Genomic DNA, 24,377 nt, shown 5'->3' on the forward strand with positions numbered 1-24,377 from the left:
AGGGTAACTATGACTAAGTCTGAATTGATTGAAAGATTGTGTGCTGAGCAAACACATCTTTCTGCTAAAGAAATTGAAGATGCTGTAAAAGATATTTTAGAGCACATGGCTACAACACTTGAAAGCGGTGACCGAATTGAAATCCGTGGCTTTGGAAGCTTCTCATTACATTATCGTGAGCCTCGATTAGGAAGAAACCCTAAAACAGGTGATAAAGTAGAACTAGAAGGTAAATATGTTCCTCACTTCAAGCCTGGTAAAGAATTACGTGAGCGAGTAAACGCTGGAATGTAGTGCAACTTATCGGAATTAAAAATGCGGCATACTATAATGGTATGCTGCTTTTTTATGTCCATAATATTGCTAATATGCGTGGTCTGAATAGTAATTTTCCTGCATAATTGTCTAAGTAAACTAACTCATGAGTGATGAACTATGAAAATAATAAAAATAGTCGCGGTTATAGCACTTTTCTTAATTGCATTGGCTTTGGGTTCTCAAAACCAGAGCGTAGTTACGTTTAATTACCTGCTAGCACAAGGTGATTTCCATTTATCAACATTATTAGGTGTAGTGTTTGTTTCAGGTTTCGCACTCTCATGGGCTGTTTTTGGGAGTATGCATCTTAAATCGCAGTTGCAGGTTATTCGCCTAAAGAAAAAGCTTAGTAAACAGTCAAAATCGATTGTTGTTGAGTCAAAAGCTTAAAGCAACTAAAGGTCTAAGACTTAATGTTAGAGTTACTGTTCTTGTTATTACCAATTGCTGCTGCTTACGGGTGGTACATGGGTAATCGTAACGCTCAGCAAGAAAAGCAAAAACATTCCCATCAAATATCTCGTCAGTACGTCACGGGCTTAAATCTATTGCTATCAGATCAATCAGATAAAGCTGTAGATCATTTCATTGAATTACTACAAGTTGATAATGAAACTATTGATACGCATCTAGCTCTTGGTAATTTATTTAGATCTAGAGGTGAGGTTGATAGAGCAATACGTATCCATCAAAACTTGATTTCCCGTTCAGGTCTTACTTTGGACCAAAAGAATTTAGCACTTCAGCAGCTAGCTAAGGACTACATGGTTTCAGGTTTCTTAGACCGCGCGGAAAAGATTTTTGAACAACTGGTTGAAGAGCCTGAACATAGAGAAGGTGCTTTACAGCAGTTAGTGTCTATCTATCAGCAAACACGTGAGTGGGACAAAGCCATTCATTATGCCAATTTGTTGGTTAAGTTAGGCAAGAAAAAGATGCATGCAACAGTTGCACACTTTTGGTGTGAACTGGCTATGAATGAACAGGCTGACGGTAACCAAGTTAAGGCTATCCAGTTTTTCAAAAAAGCATTAGCTGAACATCCAAAATGCGCCCGCGCGAGTATTTCACTTGGTAAATTGTATTTAGGAAATGAGCAGTACCAAAAGACAATTGATCATATGGAGCAAGTGCTTGATCAAGATATTGATTTAGTCAGTGAAGTACTACCAACTCTTGCTGATTGTTATCACCACTTAGGTCAGGAAGATCTCCTAGTCGAGTTTTTACGCAAGTGTATAACTAAGAAAGCTGGGGTCTCTGCTGAGCTCATGCTTGCTCAACTTGTTGCCCACCATGAAAATACGGGCTCTGCACAAGAGCTGTTGACTAAGCAACTAGTAAAAAACCCTACTATGAAAGGCTTTTACCGCCTAATTGATTACCATCTAGCAGAAGCTGAAGAAGGGAGGGCAAAAGCCAGCCTAACTACTTTACAGTCTATGGTAGGTGAGCAACTGAAAACTAAGCCACACTATCGTTGTAGGAAATGTGGTTTTTCTACTCACTCCATGTATTGGCATTGCCCATCATGTAAAGGGTGGGGAACGATTAAGCCTATTCGTGGGCTTGATGGTGAATAGATTTTATGGTCATCAGACCAAATTAATAATTGCAGCTTTCGAGCTGCATTTTTTTGAGTGAAAATTGCACAAAGTTAATTACGTTAGGAGATGAAATGAACGATCAGAAGATTATCGTAGCACTGGATTATGATAACCAAGCAAACGCATTAGCTTTTGTCGATAAAATTGATCCAGCGACATGTAGGTTAAAAGTGGGCAAAGAGATGTTCACACTATTTGGCCCAGAGTTTATTCGTGAATTACATAAACGTGGTTTTTCAGTATTTCTAGATTTGAAATTTCATGACATACCCAATACATGCTCTAAAGCGGTAAGAGCTGCAGCTGAGCTTGGTGTGTGGATGGTGAACGTTCACGCGAGTGGTGGTGAAAGGATGATGCAAGCATCACGTGAAATTTTAGAACCATACGGAAAAGACCGCCCATTACTCATTGGTGTTACGGTTCTGACTAGTATGGAGCAGAATGACTTAGCCGGAATTGGACTGGATTTAGAACCTCAAGAGCAAGTTATGCGATTAGCAAAACTGAGTAAAAACTCAGGTCTCGATGGTGTTGTATGTTCAGCTCAAGAAGCTTCATTGCTTAAATCTACTTTAGGGAAAGAATTCAAGCTGGTTACACCGGGTATTCGCCCTGTAGGTGCTGATATTGGTGACCAAAAACGCATCATGACCCCAACAAAAGCGGTTGAGTCGGGATCTGACTATTTAGTAATAGGTCGACCAATCACTCAGGCTGCGAATCCTTCTGAAGTATTGATGTCTATCAATAATACCCTGTTACAATCTAGCAACAAATAATAGTTCTAATAATAGCGCCTATACATGCCAATCCAATGACGCAATCGTTTAGGCGCCTTCCATTCCAGTATAAATCACTAATTCTTATCAATGTATAACTAAAGTATCTAATCTATAGTCATAAATCCTTTTTCGAAATACTCCCAAGTCGAATATTATAACTTCGTTAACTGAAAATGTTTTTTTTGAGCGCAACGTGTTTTATGAAAGCACAAAATCTGCCATAAATATGACATAACTCGATTATCTTATAAGTTGTTAAAATTAAACGTTTCATATGAATAATTTATAGATTAGAGTTTTCCACCAGTTTACAACTTTGCAATAGAACGTTTTTACATCATCTTAATAATTTACAGGATGTAAGTTACATTTAGTAATTGGTACGGAGTATTTCCAATTGTTAGCATATATTATCAGGCGATTATTATTAGTTGTGCCTACCTTTATAGGTATTACAATTTTAATCTTTGCAATAACAAGATTTGTCCCTGGTGGACCAGTAGAAAGAATGCTAGCCAGTATGCATTCGGGATCGGATAGCGCCTCAGTTAGCGTTGCTGGTAATAGTTCCGCTTTATCTGAAGATCAAATTGCAGATCTAAATGCATTCTACGGATTGGATAAGCCTGTTATTGAATCCTACCTTGATTGGCTTTCAAAAATAATCGTATTGGATTTTGGAGAATCTACTCGATATTACGAACCTGTCAGTGACATGATTGCTGAGAGATTACCTGTCTCATTATTCTATGGTGGGATGACATTCTTTATTAGTTATTTCATTTCAATTCCTCTCGGATATTTTAAAGCCATAAAGCATGGGTCAGTATTTGATTCATTCTCGTCAGTATTGATTTTTGTTGGATATGCTCTTCCTGGTTATGTAGTTGGTGTATTTCTTATTACTGTGTTCGCATACAATTTAGATTGGTTCCCTATGGGAGGCTTTGTTGGCGACGACTTTGATGATTATGAAACCGGATTAGAACAAATCAAAGACATTATGTGGCATGCAGTTTTACCATTGATTTGTTATTTGATTGGTGACTTTGCAACATTGACAATGACGATGAAAAATAATTTGATGGAAAATATTTCCGCAGATTACATTCGTACTGCGATAGCTAAAGGGCTTCCATTTAAAACAGCTGTTAAAAAACATGCTTTACAAAATAGCTTAATACCAATTGCGAGCCATTTTGGTAACTCATTATTATTCTTTATGACAGGTTCATTTTTAATTGAAGTAATCTTTAACATTGATGGTATTGGCTTACTTGGGTATGAATCCATTATGGAGAGAGATTATCCAGTAGTAATGGGAATTGTAGCAATTAATGCAGTGATGCTGATGATAGGTAATATCCTTTCTGATCTTTGTGTCGCAATTGCAGATCCAAGAGTGAGGTTTGGTTCATGATATTTCAATTAACCCCTTTAACTCTAAAAAAGGTTAAACATTTTAAAGAAATAAAACGAGGTTATTGGTCATTAATTATCCTTTCTACTTTAATTTTATTATCTTTATTTGCTGAAGTTTTAGTCAACAGTAAAGCTTTGGTTGTTAAACAAAATAACCAATGGTTCTTTCCTGTATTTAGTGATGTAAGACTTGGTACAGATTTTGGTCTGGATTATTCAAGTGAAGCTGATTATCGTGATCTTCAAGTGCAATTTAGTCAGGCTGATAATGGCAATTTTGTCATTATGCCAATAGTTCCATGGAATCCATACGAACAGGATTTTTCAGGGGATTTTCCTCCCTTGGCTCCAAGCCTAATAACTAAGCATTACCTTGGCACAGATGTCATTGGTAGGGATATCCTTGCAAGACTAGTTTACGGATTTCGAATAGCGATGGGATTCGCGTTGATGACAATGGCAATCTCATACGTAATAGGAACAGTTGTAGGTTGTTCCATGGGTTATTTCGGTGGGAAGTTCGACTTATTTGTACAAAGGCTGATAGAAGTATGGTCCATGGTACCTTTCTTGTACGTCATCATGATATTGGTATCTATAACTCAACCAACCTTCACGCTCTTTGTTGCTATTAATGTGTTATTTGGCTGGATGGGTATAACTTGGTATATGCGAACAATGACATATAAAGAGTCAGCTCGAGAATATGTCATGGCTGCACGAGCCTTAGGTGCTTCAACATCTCGAATTTTACTACACCACATCTTGCCGAACACTATGGTTATGATTGTAACGTTAGCACCTTTTACGATCGCAGCAAATATTACAGCGTTGACTGCGTTAGATTACTTAGGTCTTGGGTTGATGCCACCGACACCTAGTTGGGGTGAACTATTACAACAAGGTAAATCAAACTTAGATGCCCCTTGGATTGTAGTTTCTGTTGTGACCTCAATTGTTGCAGTTCTGGTTATGGTTACCTTCATTGGTGAAGCGATTCGCTCAGCTTTTGATCCTAAAAAATTCACACGTTACATTTAAGCGTCTTTTAGCGCTAATTTACAGGATGTACCTGATTCACAGGAAGTAATGATTATGAAAAATAAAGTAGCACTGTCTGTTATAGCAGTATTGTCGAGTATCAGTTTTTATTCGAATGCTGATGCATTACCGCAAGAGCTTACTTGGCTTTCAAATAACGCTGAACCTCTTTTTGCTTCAGAAGATGCAAAAAGAGGGGGGACATTAAGAACCTTTATACAGAGTTTTCCTCAAACTTTGAGAAGTGTTGGTCCTGATGCCAACTCAGGCTTAAGGCACTACTTCATGGATGGGGCTCCTAAACTTGTACAGCGCCATCCGAATACAGGTAAGTGGATTCCTCAACTAGCGACTGACTGGGCATTTAATAGTGATAATAGAACGGTATATTTCAAGCTTGATCCGAACGCAAAATGGTCTGATGGAGAGCAAATAACTGCTGATGACTATTTGTTCATGCTTAAATATTATCGCTCGAAAGATATTGTTGATCCTTGGTATAACGAATTCTTCTCAAACTCAATTGTTAACGTGAGTAAAATTGATGACCTTACTATTTCGGTTGAAACTGAAGTAGAACAAAGCTCTGATGCATTAATGGTTCTTATTAATATGCCGAGCAATGGTTTTCAACCACGACCTGAACACTTCTTTGAAAATGGTAAAGATGAAAATGGCGATGGAATGGTTGATAGCTTTGTCCGTCAATACAATTTCAAAAGTGAACCTACAGCTGGACCTTACTACTTAGACAAAGTTAAAAAAGGTAAAAGCGTCACCTTTAAACATGTAGGGGATGATTGGTGGGGCTATTCAAATCGCTATTATCAAAATCGTTATAATGTCGATAAAATTAGAATTACTGTAATTCGTGATTTTGATATCGCATTAAAGCACTTTGAAAAGGGTAAGCTTGATTTCTTTGATCTAGTTCTTCCTGAATATTGGCATGGAAAATCCGACTCTGAAGGTGTTGAGAACGGTTATATTCATAAGTTCTGGGGATTTAACCAAACACCGCAAGGAGCTGGTGGTCTTTGGATGAATACATCTCAACCTTTACTTAATGATATCAACGTGCGTAAAGGCATCATGCATGCTACGGATTACGACGGTATGATAGCTAATATTATGCGCGGTGATTATTCCCGTAAGCCGCATGGCTTAGGTTTTGGTCATGGTGAGTATGATAAAGCAGATAATAAAGCCCCTGACTTTAATCCTAAGGTTGCGGTTCAGCATTTTATTAAAGCAGGATTCGATAAAGTTGGTTCAGATGGTATCCGTATAAATAGTAAAGGTGAGAAGCTAACTTTTGCTATTACTTATGGGTATACCACTTGGACTCCACGTATTGCTTATTTGAAAGAGCAAGCCAAATTAGCAGGCGTTGAGTTTTCACTTAATCTTGTAGATGGTTCATCAGCATTCAAATACATTTTGGAAAAGAAACATGAACTTGCTTTCCTTAATATGGGCTCAGGTGAAATTCCGTCATATTGGGAATATCTGCACTCAGATAATGCAAATAAACCTCAAACCAATGCTCATACTAATTACAGCAGCCCTGAATTAGACGCATTGATAGAAAAATATGATGCGGAATTTGATCAGCAAACACGCTATGACTTATCACATCAAATTCAAGATTATGTTACTGATGCCAATATTATCGTACCAGGTTACATGGTGCCGTATTCGAGAGCTGTTCATTGGCGATGGGTTCAATATTCAGACAATGCTATGACTAAACAAACTCAGGCCTTCTTTCATCCGATGGATATAGGCAACTTTTGGATTGATAAATCGGTTAAAACCGACACCCAAAAAGCGATGAAAAAAGACAAAAAGTATCAGCCAGTAACAGTTATTGATGATCAGTATAAGTTGTAAGCCAGAGTTAGAACCTATGAATAATGAAACAGTATTAGAAGTCAAAAACTTAGAAGTCGAATTCAAAACTGATGACGGAATAGTGAAAGTACTGCATGGCGTAGACTTCGAAGTAATAAAAGGTCGCACATTAGGTTTAGTCGGCGAGTCAGGTTGTGGTAAGAGTGTCACTTCTATGTCCATTATGGGGCTGCTTCCTAAGCCATATGGGAATGTAGTCTCAGGGAGTATCTCATACAAGGATACAGAGCTAACCTCATTGCCTGCTGAAGACATGTATTCAATGCGTGGTGATTCAATTTCAATTATTTTTCAGGATCCAATGACTGCTTTAAATCCTGTCCATACAGTTGGTAAGCAGATAATGGAAGTGCTGGAGCTTCATAGACCTGAATTACAAAAAGTAGAGCGAAGACAATACGCGATTGAAATGCTCGAGAAAGTAAAAATCCCAATGCCAGAAAAGCGTATTGACGAATATCCGCATAACTTGTCCGGGGGGATGAGACAACGAGTGATGATCGCAATGGCACTGGCATGTAAACCAGATCTTCTGATTTGTGATGAACCAACTACAGCCTTGGATGTAACGGTTCAAGCTTCAATTCTTTCTTTGATGAAGGAATTGCAAGATGAGACAGGTATGGCAATGTTGTTTATTACTCATGACTTAGGTGTAGTTGCACAGATATGTGATGATGTTGCAGTTATGTATGCAGGCAAGGTTGTTGAAAAAGCCGATGTGTTTGATTTATTCGATAACCCTCAGCACCCGTATACAAAGCGGTTGCTTGGGCTAATGCCAAATTTGGATCACAAGCCGAAAACCATTATTGATATTGAACCTATTGATACAACAGAGTTTCCAGAGTTCAGAGGGTAATGGAATGAAAGAAGTACTAAGAATTGAAAACCTAAAGCAGCATTTTATATCTGGAAAACGCTTATTTTCAAAAGGCTACACGATTAAAGCGGTTGATGGTGTTTCTTTTACATTAGATGAAGGTAAGACTCTTGGCTTGGTTGGAGAATCTGGCTGTGGAAAAAGCACTCTAGGAAGAACGATCCTTAAGTTATTTGAACCTACTGCGGGTAAAATTTATTTTGAAGGCAAAGATATTACAACTCTGTCGTCAAAGGAAATGCGACCATTACGTAAAGACATGCAAATAGTATTTCAAGACCCGATGGAATCACTAAACCAGCGCCATACTATTGGAATGATATTAGAAGAACCTTACATCATTCATGATATTGGTACTTCTAGTGAAAGAAAGCAGTGGGCTTTGGAATTGTTGGATAAAGTGGGTCTGCCTCGTGAATCAATTAATCGGTACCCACATGAGTTTTCAGGCGGTCAAAGACAAAGAATCGGCATAGCTCGCGCAATTGCTTTAAAGCCTAAATTACTTATTTGTGATGAATCGGTTTCAGCACTGGATGTATCTGTTCAAGCACAAATTATTAACTTGCTTTTGGTACTTCAGAAAGAAATGAATCTAGCGATTATATTTATTTCTCATGATTTATCTGTGGTAAAGAAAATGTCTGATGACGTTGCTGTTATGTACTTTGGTAAAGTGGTTGAATTTGGTGATGCGCTAAAAGTTTATAACCAACCGGAACATGATTATACGAAATCGTTACTGTCAGCAATCCCAATTACACATCCAAGGCAAAGAATATAATTCAGTATAATAAAGCTATATAAATAAAATAACTAAAAAGTAAAACATTATTTCGCTTGTAAAGAATATTAGAGTTAAGCATAGCTTTACTCTAGTAGTTATTGTCATACCTAAAATATAGAGCATTGATTACTCGATATTAATGACAATACATGGATGACTCGAAAGAGTTTAATATTTCATGGACGTAAAATATGCAATATACACAACAGTGGAAAAAAAGCGCTCTTGCTTTGCTTCTCACACCTTTATTAATTACATCCGCTTTTGCGGATGAAAATAAAGGTGAGGAAGTTCAAGAGAAGGAACAAGTCGAGTCTAAATTGGGCGGCTCAGTTTCCTTAGCTTACGATACAAATATATATAATAAAGATGACTACAGAGCGGTTCGTAACATTTCATGGGGCGGGTCGTTATCGTATAGATTTAATCAGGATTATAGAGCTTATTTATCTTCAGGTGGATATCGTGCTCTAGAAAATGAAACAGGTACATTTGCTAATGATACTGTAATTGGTCTCAGTCGTTCTGGACTTTTTACATTTGGTGAAACTGGATCTATTGGAATGAGTGGTCAATTTACTATTCCAACCTCGGAAACATCGAAAAATGATGAATTAAATACTGCTTTTAGATTAGCTATTCCAGTTAGTTTTAAAGCATTAGGCATTGATTTTTCGATAGCACCTCGTTTGAGAAAAAACTTCCATGAGTATAAAACTGCTGGCGGTAAGTCTTTAACTGAGTGGACATATTCGTTGTCTACAGGTGCAAGTTATAAGTTTGAAAAGCTAGTTATTGGTATTTCTGCACTAGGTGGAAACTCTCAGAGTTACCAAGGAACGCGTAGAGATAGCTTTAATTATGGCGGCTCTATATATGGTTCTTATCAAGCAACCGACAGTATCGGTATTAGTTTGACAGGAGCAACATCTGGATTTTATGCAGATGCTGAGCAGGGTACATTGGGAAATATCGATTTATTTGATGCAGACCGAGCTTCGTATATAGCAGAAATAACTTATTCCTTTTAAGGAAAAATAAAATAATAAAGAAGGATCACATGATGATGTTTAAAAAAATTGCACTAGCAGCAGCAGTTTCTGCTGTACTGGCTGGTTGTGGGGCTGATGACCAAGCCTATGAATACGAAAAAAGAGATGCAAAAGAAGTAGCTGTTAAAGATCTTAAAGAAGGTCGATGGTTCTATGTACCTACAACTGGTGCAGCGCCACGTTTCGCTTTAAACCAATTCCCATTTTTACAGGGCATGGGACGATACGTTGAGCTGTGTTACACAAAAAACGGTCTTGAAGTTCGTAGTTTTGATAAAAACTATCCTGACGCATCACTTAATATTGATGAGAACAACTACTGTGCTGAGTCTGGTATTGTTGGTGATGACGATTCCGTAAACTTCCCACATGTTCTAACTATTCCTGGTGACTATGCTGCATATCGTTGTAACGAAGATAGCTATGGTGACTGTACGAATGAAGAAGAAATCAACACAGATAAAAACTTACCATATACTGCTCAAACGCACTTCACACCAAATCCAGAAGATCTAGAAGTTTCTGAATTCAACTATGAAGACTTATTTGGTCTAACAGACGGTGTAACTGAAACTGATGGCGCGAAGTTGATCTCTTGGGAGTTCGATGACAAGTCTGGTGTTCTTAACTTCGAATTAGAGCGCACTTTCCGTATTGATATGGATAAGCTATCTGATTACATCAATTTTAGCACTAAGAAAGGCCTAGAAGAAGCCTTGGTAGATGGCGCTTTCAAATCCCGTTTTTACTACTCTCTAGTTCATGAAAGTGTTGTTGCAACAGAAGGTTACCAACCAGCTCTATACCCTGTTGGTGACGAAAATGATATTGGTTTCTTCACGACTGAAACGAAAAAAATCAACCCGATTACGAATAAATACGATCGTGATGTTGTATATCTAAACCGCTTTAACCCAGATCAAGACTCAATTAAGTACTACCTAACGGATAACTTTTTTGAAGAAAAGAACAAATTATTCTTAGATTCGACTATTCAAACTTTGAATAAGATGAACCAAGCATTGAACATGTTTGGGGCTGATTCGGCAATGCCGATACTTGAAATTGTAAATGAGTCTGCACCTGCAGGTATTCACCCTGGTGATTTACGTTATAACATCATTAACTTAGTTGATGAGCCTTTGGCAAATGGTCTGCTAGGCTATGGTCCTTCAGTAGCAAACCCTATGACGGGCGAAATCATTAAAGCGCATGTTAACCAATATTCAGGTGTTGCTCGAACGGGTGTACCATTCTACTGGGATAACCTTGCACGATTCTATAACCGTAATCAGCTAGACTTAGATGGACTAGATCCGCTACCAAGTGACGCTGCAGCTTCTTCTGAAGTTCAGTCTCGAATCCAGCAATTGTCTACTCTAAGTGCGTTAGCAAAAATTGAAGGGACATTAAACCCTGAGTCTGCACCAAACGTCAGCCGTGATGAAGCGGTTAAGAATGAAGCTCATCGTGTTGCACCAACAGTTTTATTAGATAATTTCAATGATGAAATGGACTTTAAAGATGTGGTTGCAGCAGAAGAAAACCGCTTAGCTTTCTGGTCTGAAAACAACGCTTATCCAATCGAAGCTTCATGGGTATCTTCAACAAACAAAGCGATGTTAGATAATCTGAGCCTTGACGATGCACGTTACTTCAACATCAAGCTTGATGCTGATGGTAATGAGGTTTCTCGTGAACTTAAGCGTTGGAAATATCTACCGACTGAATTACAGCAGCTGGCAGCTGATGCAATTACTGTTGCGACTTACAGCAATACTTTAGTGCATGAAATTGGTCATAACGTAGGTTTACGCCATAACTTCAAAGGCTCTAATGATAAAGATAACTACTACTCATTAGAACAAGCTCATCAACTTGGCTTACACAACGTACCTGCATACAGTTCAACAATGGATTATGCACCTAGTATGTTAGATGAGACGCCAACTTGGGGTCTGTATGATATAGCAGCATTTAAATTTGCTTACGGTCGTATTGTTGAAACAATTCAAGACTCTCCAGGCCAAGCTCCAACTCCGGTTGCAGAGCCTGCAGCAGATGCATCGGATGAATTGAAAGCAGCTTATACGGCTTACCTAGCAGAGTTAGAATCTTATAACACTAGCTTCGCGATGAGATTTGGCAACACTTCAAGTAATCAATCTTTGATGGTGTGTCTACCTGTAGCAGAGTTAACTGATGCAGCTAACGCAGGCAAGTCTATTTACAACTGTGATTTCTCTAAGTTTGATACTGCAGCTCTATCCGGAAACGAAGATGACTATCAAGCAACCCGTTACGGTATTCTTCATTACTTAGATGAAGTTCAGAAAATTGAAAGAAAAGACTATGCATTCTGTACTGATGGCAACGTTTCATTAAACAGTGATTGTAACCGTTTTGATGAAGGTACGAGCCTAGAAGAAATTGCTACTTATGAATGGCAGAGCTACCTAGATAGCTATGACAGACGAAATGCAGCAGCTTATAGCGTAAATGGTCTATATAGTTCTGATTACCCTAGCTACATTATTAGACGCTTCCGTGAAATGTCATCTATCCGTGACAAGATCGAAGATCTAGAGCGTATTGATAATTTATACACTAACTTGGGCTATACGAGTTCAACAGACAAGCCAGGTGATTTCTTATCTCGCCTAGCTGCTAACCCAACTTATTGTACTGAAGGTGGGGATCAGAATAGTTGGTTCTGTGATTACTCATACGGTGCAACCAAAGCTGCTGAGTTCTTCTTAGATGTATTACGTACACCTGAGCATCAGTGTGTTATTCAGAACGCTACTGGTCAGCAAAAAGTAGTTGCATTAGGTACTCTACTGAATAATAACTCTCATCAGTTACCTGCAAGCTACGATATCTTAGATGCGAACTGTTTCGACGAACAGGCAACTGCATTTATTGCTGATGCTGAAACTGGATATTCAGCTGTAGCTGAAACTAAAAATGGTCGATTCCTAACATCTATTGGTAGCTTTGACCCAGATTACCCGTGGTCAAACGCGGTATCTGTACTAGGTAGTTGGCCTGATAAAGCGCTAGCAAGTTACTTCTTAGCGCGTCGCTATTCAAACCGTTACACCGACGAAGTGAGCTTTGCTTCATTACTTGACTTATCAGGTGTTAAAGCTGAATACGACGATATTATGTCGAACATTATCGCGAAAGAGCCATTAACAACGCCACTAGAATTGGTTGATGCAAATGGTGATGCCTTTACTAGTTTATCGGGCGTTACTGTAGATCTTCATTCTACAGTACAAATGGAATCTCTTTCTCCAATGCCTCGTGGTATTAACCGATTCTTTGGTTTGTCAAGCATTAGTCGTGAGCGTGTAGGTGATGTCATCCTGAACATGGGTGTTCGTCAAATGCAATCGAATGATTACCAAGTGAAATCTCGAGGTAAAGCACAATTTGATTCATTCACTAAGCAACAAGACCGCTACGGACTTATCGCTGGTGATAAAGTTGAATTCGTCATTGATGGTGAGAAGTTTGTCGCGACTAAATCGAACAAACTAGCTTATGAGTACGCAAATCAGCTAGTAAGTTCAGATGGTTACGATTTGAAAGTATTCTTAGATAACTATGATCCTGCTGCTCTATCAACAGTCGTGACAAATATTGATACAGCGTGGGGCGGTTTCAGAACAGCAATCTTGCCAGCTTACCATGACGCAGTATTACTGTTCGATGCACCTATGGTCAATGCAATGAAGGTAACGATTGATACCGATATTGCTGCTGGTATCCTTAACTTTAATACATCGTTCAATAACTTCCGAGACGCGAATATTGCGTCTGGTGATTTAGTTTATGATGCTGGGGCTGATACTTTAGTTTACCAAGGTGGTGCAGTCCATAGTGTTGCTGATGCTTATGCAGCGTACACAGATGCAATGCTACTTATCTTTAATAACTACACGACTTCTATGATGTTCGCAGTAGATAATGTTTACGCAAGCTACACTGCTTCTTCTGATGCAGATAAAGAGCTATGGTTGAAGGATTTCAACATGCTCCAGGCTTACGTTGCTGGTGATATTGGCGCAGTAGCTGGTAAGTACTACGAGTTACTAGACCGCTTACCAAATGCTGGAGACTTTTAAGTCACATTAGGCATGTAGTAAGAAATGAAAAATAATAAGGCTCGCATTTGCGAGCCTTTTTTCATTTAACAGACTGAATAGTCAGTAACTAATTCAGTGCTGGCTTCCCGCTGTGGAATTTAAAATCAGAGTCATCAGAACTAATTAGATCAGCCTCAACTCGTCCAAAATGAGCAACACGCTCAGAAATATCATCTTTAGAAATTTGTTGAGCAAGTGCTAAGTAATCTTGGTAGTGCCTAGCTTCTGAACGTAAAAGAGAAATATAAAACTTTTCGATATCTTCATCTAAATGAGGGGCAAGTTTAGCAAAGCGTTCACACGAACGAGCTTCAATATAAGCCCCCACAATCAGCTTATCGACTAGTGTTTGAGGCTCATGTGTTTTCACATGTGAAAGCATTCCTTTAGCATAACGGCTCGCAGGGATGCTCTCGTAAGGAATATCTCTTGCCGTCATTATTTCAAGAACTTGGTAGAAGTGATGCAATTCTTCTTTGATGAGTAGAACCATTTTATCGATTAAATCTTGGCTATATGGCGCGCCAGATTTAGCCATAATTGCTTTCGAAATATTACTTTTACCTTTTAATGTTTCAAGGCTACCTATTTTTCGATAAGCAAATTCTTCGTAGGGCTTGAACCACTCTAACAGTGTTGCTGCGCTGTCTTTATCAACTGCATATTTACGAATTAAGTACATAGCAGATTGACCGGCTTTTAATTCACAAAGAAGGTGATCTAGAAGGATGATTTTTAAATTTTCGGGCTTTTTAGCTTCGTCGACCCATGCATCAGGGGTTTCACATTGTAGGAAGGATTTGATGGGTTCTAGGAGTTTTTGAGTCGCGTCATTAGTCATTGTTAATACTTACACTGAGAGATTTTTCACTGCGTGGAGTGAATAAAAAAGGCCACCACAGGTGACCTTTAAAGGGAATGAGATCTAGCTGAAATTTACCACTTTTTCTTCTGACCAAAAAGAGCATCCATATCATCATCTCGCTCTTTTGATTCAATTTGTTGAAGTTGTTCAGCATTTTTATCAACACGTTTTTGGTCCAGGTCGTTGAGCATGTTTTGAAGCTTCTCGCGAGCTTGGTTTGAATACGTATCATTTTTTGAGTTTAGAGCGTCAATACCTTTACGAAGTAGCTGTAAAGCAGTTCCGGGTTGACCACGTGCAATAGAATCATTTGCTCGCTTGATTACATTTTCAATGTTGATACGAATTTGAATAGTCTCAAGACGTGCATTTTCAGTCACATAAGCTTGGGTATCAAATCGACCTTTATTATGTTCATTACGAACTGTATCTCGTAATCTTTTCACGAGTTTTAGCATCATGATTGCTTGCTTATCACTACTTGGTACTTTAAAAGTTGTGCTTTCGCCACCTTGGTAGTTTTCTTTAAGCTGTGTAATTTGCTGTTTTACACTTTCAATTCGTTGAGCCAGTTGCTTATTCTTTGGATCTAATTGATACATGTTTTCAAGAGCGTCAAGAATACGCGTATTCAGGCATACGAGAAGGTCTTGGCTGAAAGGCATGTGATGAGCATTACCAATGAGTTCTTCGGTTCCATCAATAATGGTTAGATAGCGAGAAGATTCCTGCTTCTTCGCGGTTTCAACCTTCACTTTGTATTGAAGCATGATGTTATAGCCTAAGACTAATACCAAAAGAACGGCTACTAAGGCGATAATTAAACCAATATTCATATATTTGTGTCTGCTTATTGTTTTTATAGCTAGTCGTAAAGGATACACGATCCTGTTGTGTATCTGCACATAGAAATTGCAATTAATGATTATTCCCTCTAACAAGGCATTTGATAATCAAAAAATACAACTATTAGTTAATAATGAGCTATAGCCTGCAAAATGTCAGTTATCCTTTGTTAATTTATTTATCAATAGTCGTAGAAATGTGCTTTTTATCTATCATTTTATGGGATTAGACGTTATAACTATTAATTATATTAGACGCGCATTAACAGCTCTATTTTTAGATAAGTTAGCACTAAATAGTAAAGGATTACGAGGTTAAAAATGAAGTTACAGCAGCTGAAGTACATTGTTGAAGTCGTTAATCATAACTTGAATGTTTCTGCCACCGCGGAAAGCTTATACACATCTCAACCTGGTATTAGTAAGCAAGTTAGACTATTAGAAGATGAACTAGGAATTCAAATTTTTGAGCGTAGCGGTAAGCACCTGACTCAGGTAACCCCTGCAGGTGTTGACATCGTTAGGATTTCACAAGAAATCTTAGCTCGAGTTGAAAGCATAAAAGCGGTAGCAGGGGAGCACACTCACCCTGAAATGGGAACGTTAAATATTTCAACTACTCATACTCAAGCTCGGTATGCCCTTCCTGATGTCATCAAAGGTTTCACAGCTCGATATCCTAAAGTGTCACTTCATATGCACCAAGGCACTCCTAGTCAAATGTCTGAAGCAGTCGCAAAAGGAACGGCTAACTTTGCAATCGCAACGGAAGCATTACATTTGTATCAAGATGCCATTATGTTGCCTTGTTATCACTGGAATCGCTCTATCGTTGTGACCAAAGATCACCCATTGGCGCAGAAGAAATTGGTGACGATTGAAGATCTGGCTGCCTATTCTCTAGTTACTTACGTATTTGGTTTTACTGGTCGCTCTGAGCTTGATACTGCTTTTAATAAGGTAGGGTTAACTCCGAGAGTTGTATTTACAGCAACAGATGCAGATGTCATCAAAACTTACGTACGAATGGGCATTGGTGTTGGTGTCATTGCTAGTATGGCGATTGACCAAGAACAAGATACAGATCTCGTGGCTATTGACGCTAGCCATCTATTTGGTGCAAGCACCACAAGTATTGGCTTCAGACGTGGGACTTTCTTACGCTCTTATATGTTTGATTTTATGGAGCGCTTTGCACCTCATCTCACTCGACCAGTGGTAGAGCAGGCTATCTCACTAAAATCTAATGATGAAATTGATGAGATGTTTAAAGATATTGATTTACCAATTAGGTAAATAGCAAACAAACTAAACGAACATGTTTTAAATCTTCCTATTTTAGCTTCTTCCCCCTACAATCTCGCGATATTAGGGGGAAGCATGCACTCAAAATTCATATCATTTGACACCTTTTTATCTAGCCATCAAGAATATTGGAGACTTGACCCATTTCATTTGTGTCAAACGAGTACTATTCCTTGGTATCGCGCTAACCCAAGTCTAAATGGATGGTTAAACTCGCTAGATGCTTCATCAGTCCAATCATTAAAAAGTAACCCTAATCATCTTATTGAAGAAATTGAACGTTTCATTCCTATGCTTGAGTCGATTAAACATTTATGTGTTTTACCCGAACTGCAATTGAATGGTTTAGAACTTCCAAAGGGCGCCGATACTGGAATACCAGGAAGAAAGCTGACTCAAATTTTAGCAATGGGTGAAGCGGCTTTGCATGCTAATGAAGGGTCTGAATGGTTAGAGTGGTGTGCGGGAAAAGGCTTTCTAGGTCGAATTTTGTCTTCTCAATCTCAGCAGAAAGTGACCAGCTTTGAGTGGCAAAATAGTTTATGTATAAACGGACAAGCTGAAGCTGACAAACAAAGTCTTAACATGCAGTTTGTTCAAGGTGATGCGTTTTCTGATACTTCTGATCATGTATTTAATTCATGTCAACACGCTGTAGCATTGCATGCTTGTGGGGATTTACATACGAAGTTACTTAGAAAGGTAGCACAGCATGCTTTACCTGCCGTGAGTATTTCACCATGTTGCTATCATCTTATTCAGTCAGAACATTACCTCCCTCTCTCTGAGCGAGCAAAACAGTCTAAGCTCGAATTGTCTAAAAGTGACCTGAGGATCCCTTTACAAGAGACAGTGACTGGCGGGGAGAGAGTGAAACGGCATCGTCAACTTGAAATGACGTTTAGGCTTGGGTTATGTCAATTGTTGAAGACACAGGTTGGTATTAAGCAATATATAACCGTTCCAAGCATCAAAAAGTCACAATTGGCTGAGGGTTTTAAAGCTTTTTGTTTATGGGCTGCAGCAGAGAAAGAAATTACATTACCAACACCGATTGATTTTGGGCATTATCAACAGCAAGGAGAAGCCTTGTATTGGGAAATGGAAAAATTAAGCTTGGTGCAACAGGTGTTTAGAAGACCCCTAGAATTATGGCTGGCATTGGACCGAGGTATGTACTTACAAGAGCAAGGCTATCAAGTTGAAATTAGCCAGTTTTGCGATAAACAAGTAACTCCAAGAAATATTTTAATTCACGGTCATAAAAGAAACTAACTTCATATCCATGAATAGAACGAGCCAGTAGGGATTACCTTACTGGCTCTTCTGTAACATTCGTCGCATTTCCGGCTAAATTAGCACGTCAATAATGAATGTCATTTTAGCTGTAGTATTAGCTGAACATTGCAATTGCTTCAGCTGGGTCTACGTATTCTAAGTCAAAGCTTTCAGCAACTTCTTTACAAGTTACTTTACCGTGAATAACGTTCAGACCTTCTAGGAAACCTTTATCAGCAAGTAGTGCTTCGCGGTAGCCCTTGTTTGCTAACTTAACAATGTAAGGAAGTGTTGCATTATTAAGAGCAAAAGTAGAGGTACGAGCAACAGCGCCTGGCATGTTTGCTACACAGTAGTGAACTACATCATCAACAATGTAAGTTGGATCTGCGTGAGTTGTTGCGTGTGAAGTTTCGAAACAACCACCTTGGTCGATAGCAACGTCAACCACAGCTGAACCTGGCTTCATCTTAGCGATGTGATCTTTTGTAACAAGTTTTGGAGCTGCAGCACCAGGAATTAGTACTGCGCCAATTACTAGGTCTGCTTCTAGAATGTGCTTCTCAATAGCGTCTTCAGTAGAATAAACCACTTTTGCACGACCTTGGAATTCTTCATCTAAACGACGAAGAGTATCAAGGTTACGGTCTAGAATGGTAACGTCAGCACGAAGACCAACAGCCATGCGTGCAGCATTAGCACCCACAACACCACCACCGACAACTACAACTTTAGCAGGTGCAACACCAGGTACGCCACCTAACAGTAAGCCACAGCCACCGTTCGATTTTTCTAAAGTTTGCGCACCTGCTTGAATAGACATGCGACCAGCAACTTCAGACATTGGCGCTAATAGTGGCAAGCGACCCATATTATCTGTTACAGTCTCATATGCTACGCAGACAGCTTTGCTCTTGATCAGCTCTTCCGTTTGTGGAAAATCTGGTGCAAGGTGTAAATAAGTAAATAATATTTGCCCTTCGCGAAGCATAGCTCGCTCGACAGCTTGAGGTTCTTTAACCTTTACAATCATCTCTGCTTTCGCAAAAACGTCAGCAGCAGTAGGAAGAATGGATGCGCCTACAGCGATGTAATCATCGTCTGAAAAACCGATTCCTGAACCGGCATTGGTTTCGACAAACACTTGGTGGCCTTGTGAGATTAGTTCTCTCACACTAGCTGGAATCATACCGACACGATATTCGTGGTTCTTGATTTCTTTAGGTACGCCAATGATCATCCTGAATCCTCTTTTAATTATGGTTGTATTATCTATGTGTAGGGTAATTCTGTCGAATTAATATCTAGTATAGATATGTTTAGATAAAATTTTGTACTGAATATTAAAAAGTTGTAGTATATTTTTTTGCAAGGAAGTAATAAGGTGGAATAAAAAATGGCAGACAATTATAAGAAGCCGTCCAAGGAACTAGATCGTATTGACCGCAACATTCTTAATGAGTTGCAAAAAGACGGTCGCATCTCAAACGTTGAACTTTCAAAACGTGTAGGTCTATCTCCTACACCATGTCTTGAACGCGTTCGTCGTTTGGAGCGTCAAGGTTACATTACGGGCTATACAGCATTGCTAAACCCGCAATACCTTGATGCATCACTTTTAGTGTTTGTAGAGATCACATTAAACCGTGGTGCTCCAGATGTATTTGAACAATTTAACACTGCAGTACAAAAACTGGATGACATCCAAGAATGTCATTTAGTGTCGGGTGACTTCGATTACCTTCTAAAAACACGCGTATCAGATATGGGTGCCTATCGTAAACTACTAGGGGATACGCTATTGCGTCTTCCTGGTGTAAACGACACTCGCACTTACGTTGTGATGGAAGAAGTGAAGCAAACGAACCAGCTGGTGATTAAAACTCGTTAATCCCAATTGAAGAAGTGAAAGAAAGCGGACTTAGTTTCCGCTTTCTTGCTTTCTGCAATTGGGTTTTTTTTGTATGATATGGTTAAATAAACAGTGTTTTAGTTGAGTAGAAAGGTTAATTTCATTTATAGAGTAGATGTGAATTGTCTGTATCAATGCTGACTCTCTGTAAATGTGTGATTACCAGTCAGTAAACCAGAGCCTTTATCAAAATCGATTATTCAAAGCTTGTTAATGTAAACAAGTGGATTACATTCAATATTTAATTCTCAGTCAGAAGTTGGTTTATGTTCAAAGAGAGTAACAATAAAGTCGAAACCATCATCAAAACGAGTGAAGAGCCTCAGTCTCCTCGGTTAGATGGTACCCAGCGTTTAAAAGAGTGCAGCTTTATTATAGGTGTACTTTTTTCTATCCTACTGGCTGTAGCATTATTCACGTTCAATCCTGCCGATCCTTCTTGGTCACAAACTGCATGGGGTGGTGACATTCAGAATGCTGGTGGGTACGTTGGTGCTTGGCTAGCTGATACCCTTTTCTTTACCTTCGGTTCTCTTGCTTACCCTTTACCAATTTTAGTGACTATCGCTGCTTGGGTTTTATTTCGTAACCGAAACGAGGATGAACCCCTTGATTTTATGCTTTGGGGAACAAGGCTACTTGGTCTTACAGTGCTAATTTTGACGAGCTGCGGGCTGGCAGATATTAACTTTGATGATATCTGGTACTTCTCATCTGGTGGGGTCGTTGGGGATGTGCTTTCCAGTTTAGCTTTACCTACTCTTAACGTGTTAGGCAGCACATTAGTGTTGTTATTTTTATGGGGGGCAGGTTTCACATTACTGACTGGCATCTCATGGCTGAGTATTGTTGAGTGTCTTGGCGAAGGTGTTATTCATTTGTTCGCAATGCTAGCGAATAAAATTCGAGGAAATAGTGAAGAAGTTCTAGAGCCTCAATTGCGTGAAGCAGAAGCTGAGGTACCTCATGAAGATGGACAAAATGGATTAGAAGAAAATATTGCAGAGCCAATGTTCATCGACCCTGATACTCCATATAGCAAGGATGAGATAGATGATGAGAGCTTTAAGGCTGAAGAATCGGCTGATGATAGCTTCTATGACGAAGAGCCTGTTACTGAAAAGCGCCAATATAATATACATATGCCATCTGAAGTATCAGATCCTATTGTGCGTCCTCAAGCCACTCAATCTCTACCTAAAGCAGAGCAATCTCAAGCCATTCAATCAATTTATTCAGCATCGCCAGAAGCACATACGGTTCAAGAGTTTGTTGCGGATGCAGAATCACTTCAACAAGATCGATCAAAGCAGTTGAATGCAACTATAGAAGAGTTAGAGCATGCTGCTATATATGAAGACGATCTAGCAGAGCAAAACCACCTTGAAGCTCAAGCCTCTCAAGATGCCTACCAAGAATATGTTGCAGATGCTGCTACAGATAGGAACCATGGAACTGAAACTAGCATTGAAGATAATGCAGAACACTTTAGTTCAAATGTTAATGAGCCTTCGGGGTCCAATCCTAACCAAACGGCGAGACAAGAAGCGTATGTTCCTTCGTTTGAACCTGTTATTTCTGAACATGGGTTGGAACAAGTTACGCAGCAAATTGCACCAGAACAACAGTATGTAGAACCTACGATCTCTTCGATTGAACCGATTGAAAGCGATGGTGTGGATCAGGTTCAGTATACGAAAGAAGCGACTATGGCTTCTGAATCATTTACTTATGACGATGAGCCTTTGGCTGATGATGTTAACCTGCAACGAGATGATTATTCTGAAGTAAAACCTTCTAATAGTTTGGAAGGAGTAGACCTACCATGGGAAGAAGTTACTGGTGATGATCAGCAGGTTATTAATGTAGATCAAAACGTAGATGAAGATGTGGCTGCATTTCAAGATATTGTGTCAGAAGCACAAGCAAACATGGCAGCAACGCAAAATCCATTTTTAGTCCAAAAAGATGTGAATTTACCTAAGCCAGCAGAGCCGCTTCCGACATTAGAACTTTTGTTCCATCCGGAGAAGCGAGAAACTTTTATAGACCGAGATGCATTGGAATCTATCGCTCGTTTGGTTGAATCAAAATTGGCAGATTATAAAATCAAAGCTGATGTGGTTGATATCTTCCCTGGTCCTGTCATTACGCGCTTTGAGCTTGATTTAGCTCCTGGTGTGAAAGTTAGCCGAATATCCGGTCTTTCAATGGACTTAGCACGATCGCTATCAGCTTTGGCTGTGCGTGTTGTAGAGGTGATTCCAGGTAAACCTTATGTGGGTCTCGAGTTACCGAATATGAGTCGCCAAACGGTTTTCTTTTCTGACGTTGTAGGCAGCCCAGCCTTCCAAGAAGCCACATCTCCAACAACCGTCGTTTTGGGACAAGATATTGCTGGTGAAGCCGTTATCGCGGATCTTTCAAAAATGCCACATGTCCTAGTTGCAGGTACAACGGGTTCTGGTAAGTCGGTTGGCGTTAACGTCATGATTCTCAGCATGTTATATAAAGCTTCACCTGAAGAAGTACGCTTTATAATGATCGATCCAAAAATGCTAGAGCTTTCGATTTACGAAGGTATCCCACACTTACTATCCGAAGTTGTAACGGATATGAAAGATGCATCAAACGCTTTGCGTTGGTGTGTAGGTGAAATGGAACGTCGCTATAAGCTTATGTCTGCTCTTGGTGTGCGTAATATAAAAGGCTACAACGATAAACTAAAAATGGCAGCAGAAGCTGGGCATCCAATACATGATCCTCTCTGGAAAGAAGGGGATAGCATGGATACTGAAGCGCCATTACTAGAAAAACTACCTTATATCGTCGTTATCGTTGATGAGTTTGCGGACTTAATCATGGTGGTGGGTAAAAAGGTTGAAGAGTTGATTGCTCGATTAGCACAAAAAGCTCGTGCTGCTGGTGTTCACCTTATTCTTGCTACTCAACGTCCATCAGTAGATGTTATTACCGGTTTAATTAAAGCAAACATTCCGACCCGTGTTGCTTTCACTGTTTCAACTAAAACGGACTCACGAACTATTCTCGATCAAGGTGGCGCGGAGTCATTATTAGGAATGGGTGATATGCTTTATTTACCACCTGGCTCAAGCCATACCACTAGGGTTCATGGTGCATTTGCATCTGATGATGATGTGCATGCTGTGGTGAATAACTGGAAAGCTCGCGGTAAGCCAAATTATATTGATGAAATTACTAATGGTGACCAAACTCCAGAAACATTACTTCCAGGCGAAAAAATGGAAAGTGATGAAGATGTTGATCCACTGTTTGACCAAGTTGTGGAGCACGTCGTGCATTCTCGAAGAGGTTCGGTATCAGGCGTTCAGCGTAGATTTAAAATTGGCTACAACAGAGCAGCCCGAATTGTCGAGCAGTTAGAAGCGCAGGGAATCGTGAGCACTCCCGGGCATAATGGTAACCGTGAAGTTTTGGCTCCGGCCCCCCCTAAAGATTAATAATTTGACAGAAAAATAATAAGTTAACGAGGAACTCGTGTTATCAAGGTGAGTCAAAGCCCTAGTGGTAGTGATTTATCATCATTAACTTATTGTCCATAGGAACATTAATGAAAAAAATATTCGCACTTTTATTTATGAGTTTTTCAGTTTTCGCATCTCCCAAAGAAGAGCTCAATAGCCGACTTGCATTAAATGATGGTTTCAGTGCAGATTTCAAACAAACAGTGACTAGCCCTGATGGGGATATTGTCATGGAAGGGGAAGGCACGGTTGAGATTGCAAGACCAAGCCTATTCCGCTGGGAAACAACATTCCCTGATGAAAACCTTTTAGTTTCTGATGGTCAAAGCCTATGGTATTACAGTCCGTTCATTGAGCAGGTCAGTATTTATTGGCAAGAGCAAGCGACAGCTCAAACTCCTTTCGTTTTGTTAACACGTAATAAGCCAAGTGATTGGGATAACTATAACGTAGTACAAAAAGATGACTTGTTTACATTAACGCCAACAGCCGTTGATTCTAATCAAGGTGACTTCCTTATCCACATTACCGATCAAGGTATTGTGAAAGGTTTTGATGTTATAGAGCAAGATGGTCAAAAAGGGCAGTTTGTTTTTAATAATGTCACTTTAGATAAACCAAAATCAGACCGTTTTACCTTTGTAACACCTGAAGGCGTTGAAATTGATGACCAACGAAATTAATAGTTGGGGGTTGTTGGTGA

19 protein-coding genes are annotated in these 24,377 nt (G+C 39.3%); 16 read left to right on the top strand and 3 right to left on the bottom strand.

Annotated features, from left to right (window positions below; translation table 11 throughout):
- Positions 1–9: 9 nt before the first annotated feature.
- The 11 genes from ihfB to L4C37_RS07140 all read left to right on the top strand — a co-directional run bounded on the left by ihfB (position 10) and on the right by L4C37_RS07140 (position 13,942).
- Complete coding sequence (ihfB, locus tag L4C37_RS07090) at positions 10–294, top strand: integration host factor subunit beta (RefSeq protein WP_137372949.1); 285 nt, start codon at positions 10–12, stop codon at positions 292–294.
- 141 nt (positions 295–435) lie between these two features.
- Positions 436–708 carry a LapA family protein gene (locus L4C37_RS07095; protein WP_137372950.1) on the top strand — a complete coding sequence of 91 codons (273 nt, stop codon included), beginning with the start codon at positions 436–438 and terminating at the stop codon, positions 706–708.
- Positions 709–731: 23 nt separating this feature from the next.
- Entirely contained in the window at positions 732–1,901 is a 1,170-nt protein-coding gene (gene lapB / locus L4C37_RS07100) for a lipopolysaccharide assembly protein LapB (protein ID WP_429768234.1), read from the top strand.
- 95 nt (positions 1,902–1,996) lie between these two features.
- The gene (gene pyrF / locus L4C37_RS07105; protein WP_429768235.1) at positions 1,997–2,707 is read left to right on the top strand and encodes an orotidine-5'-phosphate decarboxylase; all 711 of its coding nucleotides are present in this window, start codon (positions 1,997–1,999) and stop codon (positions 2,705–2,707) included.
- Between the two features lie 400 nt (positions 2,708–3,107).
- Positions 3,108–4,130, top strand: coding sequence for an ABC transporter permease subunit (locus L4C37_RS07110; RefSeq protein ID WP_137372953.1), 1,023 nt, complete (start codon positions 3,108–3,110; stop codon positions 4,128–4,130).
- The gene (locus L4C37_RS07115; RefSeq protein ID WP_218940997.1) at positions 4,127–5,173 is read left to right on the top strand and encodes an ABC transporter permease; all 1,047 of its coding nucleotides are present in this window, start codon (positions 4,127–4,129) and stop codon (positions 5,171–5,173) included. Before L4C37_RS07110 ends, L4C37_RS07115 begins: the two co-directional genes overlap by 4 nt.
- A gap of 54 nt (positions 5,174–5,227) precedes the next feature.
- On the top strand, positions 5,228–7,066 hold the full coding sequence (locus tag L4C37_RS07120) for an extracellular solute-binding protein (RefSeq protein ID WP_429768236.1): 1,839 nt from the start codon (positions 5,228–5,230) through the stop codon (positions 7,064–7,066).
- A 16-nt stretch (positions 7,067–7,082) separates the two neighbouring features.
- Positions 7,083–7,949, top strand: coding sequence for an ABC transporter ATP-binding protein (locus L4C37_RS07125; protein ID WP_429768237.1), 867 nt, complete (start codon positions 7,083–7,085; stop codon positions 7,947–7,949).
- Between the two features lie 4 nt (positions 7,950–7,953).
- A complete protein-coding gene (locus L4C37_RS07130) occupies positions 7,954–8,754 on the top strand; it encodes an ABC transporter ATP-binding protein (RefSeq protein WP_273294462.1) in 801 nt (266 codons plus the stop codon).
- A 194-nt stretch (positions 8,755–8,948) separates the two neighbouring features.
- Entirely contained in the window at positions 8,949–9,788 is an 840-nt protein-coding gene (locus L4C37_RS07135) for a hypothetical protein (RefSeq protein ID WP_273294464.1), read from the top strand.
- 35 nt (positions 9,789–9,823) lie between these two features.
- Positions 9,824–13,942 carry a zinc-dependent metalloprotease gene (locus tag L4C37_RS07140; protein WP_429768268.1) on the top strand — a complete coding sequence of 1,373 codons (4,119 nt, stop codon included), beginning with the start codon at positions 9,824–9,826 and terminating at the stop codon, positions 13,940–13,942.
- Positions 13,943–14,030: 88 nt separating this feature from the next.
- Here the strand turns inward: L4C37_RS07140 and miaE are convergent, their stop codons facing one another.
- Together miaE and L4C37_RS07150 are read right to left on the bottom strand one after the other, a co-directional pair.
- A complete protein-coding gene (gene miaE / locus L4C37_RS07145) occupies positions 14,031–14,804 on the bottom strand; it encodes a tRNA isopentenyl-2-thiomethyl-A-37 hydroxylase MiaE (protein ID WP_273294466.1) in 774 nt (257 codons plus the stop codon).
- Positions 14,805–14,899: 95 nt separating this feature from the next.
- Positions 14,900–15,664 carry a DNA repair protein gene (locus L4C37_RS07150; protein ID WP_137372959.1) on the bottom strand — a complete coding sequence of 255 codons (765 nt, stop codon included), beginning with the start codon at positions 15,662–15,664 and terminating at the stop codon, positions 14,900–14,902.
- A 330-nt stretch (positions 15,665–15,994) separates the two neighbouring features.
- Between L4C37_RS07150 and cysB the strand changes: the two genes are divergently transcribed.
- Complete coding sequence (cysB, locus tag L4C37_RS07155; RefSeq protein ID WP_137372960.1) at positions 15,995–16,969, top strand: HTH-type transcriptional regulator CysB; 975 nt, start codon at positions 15,995–15,997, stop codon at positions 16,967–16,969.
- Between the two features lie 84 nt (positions 16,970–17,053).
- On the top strand, positions 17,054–18,253 hold the full coding sequence (locus L4C37_RS07160; RefSeq protein ID WP_429768238.1) for a methyltransferase: 1,200 nt from the start codon (positions 17,054–17,056) through the stop codon (positions 18,251–18,253).
- A 118-nt stretch (positions 18,254–18,371) separates the two neighbouring features.
- On the opposite strand, the gene ald is transcribed toward L4C37_RS07160, so the two are convergent.
- Positions 18,372–19,496 carry an alanine dehydrogenase gene (gene ald, locus L4C37_RS07165; RefSeq protein WP_429768239.1) on the bottom strand — a complete coding sequence of 375 codons (1,125 nt, stop codon included), beginning with the start codon at positions 19,494–19,496 and terminating at the stop codon, positions 18,372–18,374.
- A 156-nt stretch (positions 19,497–19,652) separates the two neighbouring features.
- Here ald and lrp point away from each other — a divergent pair, with 156 nt between their 5' ends.
- The 3 genes from lrp (at position 19,653) to lolA (ending at position 24,357) form a co-directional block, all read left to right on the top strand.
- A complete protein-coding gene (gene lrp, locus L4C37_RS07170) occupies positions 19,653–20,147 on the top strand; it encodes a leucine-responsive transcriptional regulator Lrp (RefSeq protein WP_004734558.1) in 495 nt (164 codons plus the stop codon).
- 287 nt (positions 20,148–20,434) lie between these two features.
- On the top strand, positions 20,435–23,650 hold the full coding sequence (locus L4C37_RS07175) for a DNA translocase FtsK 4TM domain-containing protein (RefSeq protein WP_429768240.1): 3,216 nt from the start codon (positions 20,435–20,437) through the stop codon (positions 23,648–23,650).
- A gap of 110 nt (positions 23,651–23,760) precedes the next feature.
- The gene (gene lolA, locus L4C37_RS07180; RefSeq protein WP_429768241.1) at positions 23,761–24,357 is read left to right on the top strand and encodes an outer membrane lipoprotein periplasmic chaperone LolA; all 597 of its coding nucleotides are present in this window, start codon (positions 23,761–23,763) and stop codon (positions 24,355–24,357) included.
- Positions 24,358–24,377: the final 20 nt, after the last annotated feature.

Source organism: Vibrio kagoshimensis (assembly GCF_050337535.1).
Classification (GTDB): Bacteria; Pseudomonadota; Gammaproteobacteria; order Enterobacterales; family Vibrionaceae; genus Vibrio; species Vibrio gallaecicus.

Bases quoted from the DNA above. Each gene is read 5' to 3' on its own strand.
- ihfB (WP_137372949.1), top strand. From the start codon at position 10: ATGACTAAGTCTGAATTGATTGAAAGATTGTGTGCTGAGCAAACACAT.
- L4C37_RS07095 (WP_137372950.1), top strand. From the start codon at position 436: ATGAAAATAATAAAAATAGTCGCGGTTATAGCACTTTTCTTAATTGCA.
- lapB (WP_429768234.1), top strand. From the start codon at position 732: ATGTTAGAGTTACTGTTCTTGTTATTACCAATTGCTGCTGCTTACGGG.
- pyrF (WP_429768235.1), top strand. From the start codon at position 1,997: ATGAACGATCAGAAGATTATCGTAGCACTGGATTATGATAACCAAGCA.
- L4C37_RS07115 (WP_218940997.1), top strand. From the start codon at position 4,127: ATGATATTTCAATTAACCCCTTTAACTCTAAAAAAGGTTAAACATTTT.
- L4C37_RS07120 (WP_429768236.1), top strand. From the start codon at position 5,228: ATGAAAAATAAAGTAGCACTGTCTGTTATAGCAGTATTGTCGAGTATC.
- L4C37_RS07125 (WP_429768237.1), top strand. From the start codon at position 7,083: ATGAATAATGAAACAGTATTAGAAGTCAAAAACTTAGAAGTCGAATTC.
- L4C37_RS07130 (WP_273294462.1), top strand. From the start codon at position 7,954: ATGAAAGAAGTACTAAGAATTGAAAACCTAAAGCAGCATTTTATATCT.
- L4C37_RS07135 (WP_273294464.1), top strand. From the start codon at position 8,949: ATGCAATATACACAACAGTGGAAAAAAAGCGCTCTTGCTTTGCTTCTC.
- L4C37_RS07140 (WP_429768268.1), top strand. From the start codon at position 9,824: ATGTTTAAAAAAATTGCACTAGCAGCAGCAGTTTCTGCTGTACTGGCT.
- miaE (WP_273294466.1), bottom strand. From the start codon at position 14,804: ATGACTAATGACGCGACTCAAAAACTCCTAGAACCCATCAAATCCTTC.
- L4C37_RS07150 (WP_137372959.1), bottom strand. From the start codon at position 15,664: ATGAATATTGGTTTAATTATCGCCTTAGTAGCCGTTCTTTTGGTATTA.
- cysB (WP_137372960.1), top strand. From the start codon at position 15,995: ATGAAGTTACAGCAGCTGAAGTACATTGTTGAAGTCGTTAATCATAAC.
- L4C37_RS07160 (WP_429768238.1), top strand. From the start codon at position 17,054: ATGCACTCAAAATTCATATCATTTGACACCTTTTTATCTAGCCATCAA.
- ald (WP_429768239.1), bottom strand. From the start codon at position 19,496: ATGATCATTGGCGTACCTAAAGAAATCAAGAACCACGAATATCGTGTC.
- lrp (WP_004734558.1), top strand. From the start codon at position 19,653: ATGGCAGACAATTATAAGAAGCCGTCCAAGGAACTAGATCGTATTGAC.
- L4C37_RS07175 (WP_429768240.1), top strand. From the start codon at position 20,435: ATGTTCAAAGAGAGTAACAATAAAGTCGAAACCATCATCAAAACGAGT.
- lolA (WP_429768241.1), top strand. From the start codon at position 23,761: ATGAAAAAAATATTCGCACTTTTATTTATGAGTTTTTCAGTTTTCGCA.